This is a genomic window from Bacteroides cellulosilyticus DSM 14838 (genome assembly GCF_000158035.1).
Lineage (GTDB): Bacteria > Bacteroidota > Bacteroidia > Bacteroidales > Bacteroidaceae > Bacteroides > Bacteroides cellulosilyticus.
On sequence record NZ_EQ973518.1, the window covers coordinates 1 to 526 of the forward strand.

Annotated in this window: 1 protein-coding gene and 1 pseudogene; both read left to right on the forward strand. The window is 44.1% G+C overall.

Annotation, left to right across the window (positions count from 1 at the left end):
- On the forward strand, positions 1-265 hold a 265-nt coding region (locus BACCELL_RS25435; RefSeq protein WP_007215059.1), incomplete at its 5' end, for a UDP-2,3-diacylglucosamine diphosphatase.
- A 45-nt stretch (positions 266-310) separates the two neighbouring features.
- A pseudogene (locus BACCELL_RS25440) lies at positions 311-526 on the forward strand (glycosyltransferase family protein); the annotation flags it as partial.

Below are 526 nucleotides of genomic sequence, written 5' to 3' on the forward strand. Positions count from 1 at the left end.
AAAAGTAAAATCCGCTGTTTCTTATATTTCCGATTTTGAGGAGGAACTGGTGAAGTTTGCCCGTACACGTAAATGCGACGGTATCATTTGCGGGCACATTCATCATCCGGCAAATACTTATTATGATGATATACATTATCTTAACTCCGGTGACTGGGTGGAAACTCTTTCGGCACTCGTAGAGGATGAGGAGGGGAATTGGGAAGTGTTACGGTATGAGGATATGCTGATGAATGAAAAGTCTGAAGAGCGCCTCTGTAGTTAAAATCGTGAATTATAAATCGTAAATTACTAAATTATAAATATAAAGATGAAAGTTCTTTTTATTGTTCAAGGAGAGGGCCGCGGTCATCTGACGCAAGCCATCACGCTGGAAGAAATTCTACGGCGCAACGGGCACGAGGTAGTAGAAGTACTGGTGGGGAAGAGTAATACCCGTCGCCTGCCGGGTTTCTTCAACCGCAGCATACAGGCACCTGTGAAACGCTTTCTCAGTCCGAACTTTCTGCCTACACCTGCCAATAAG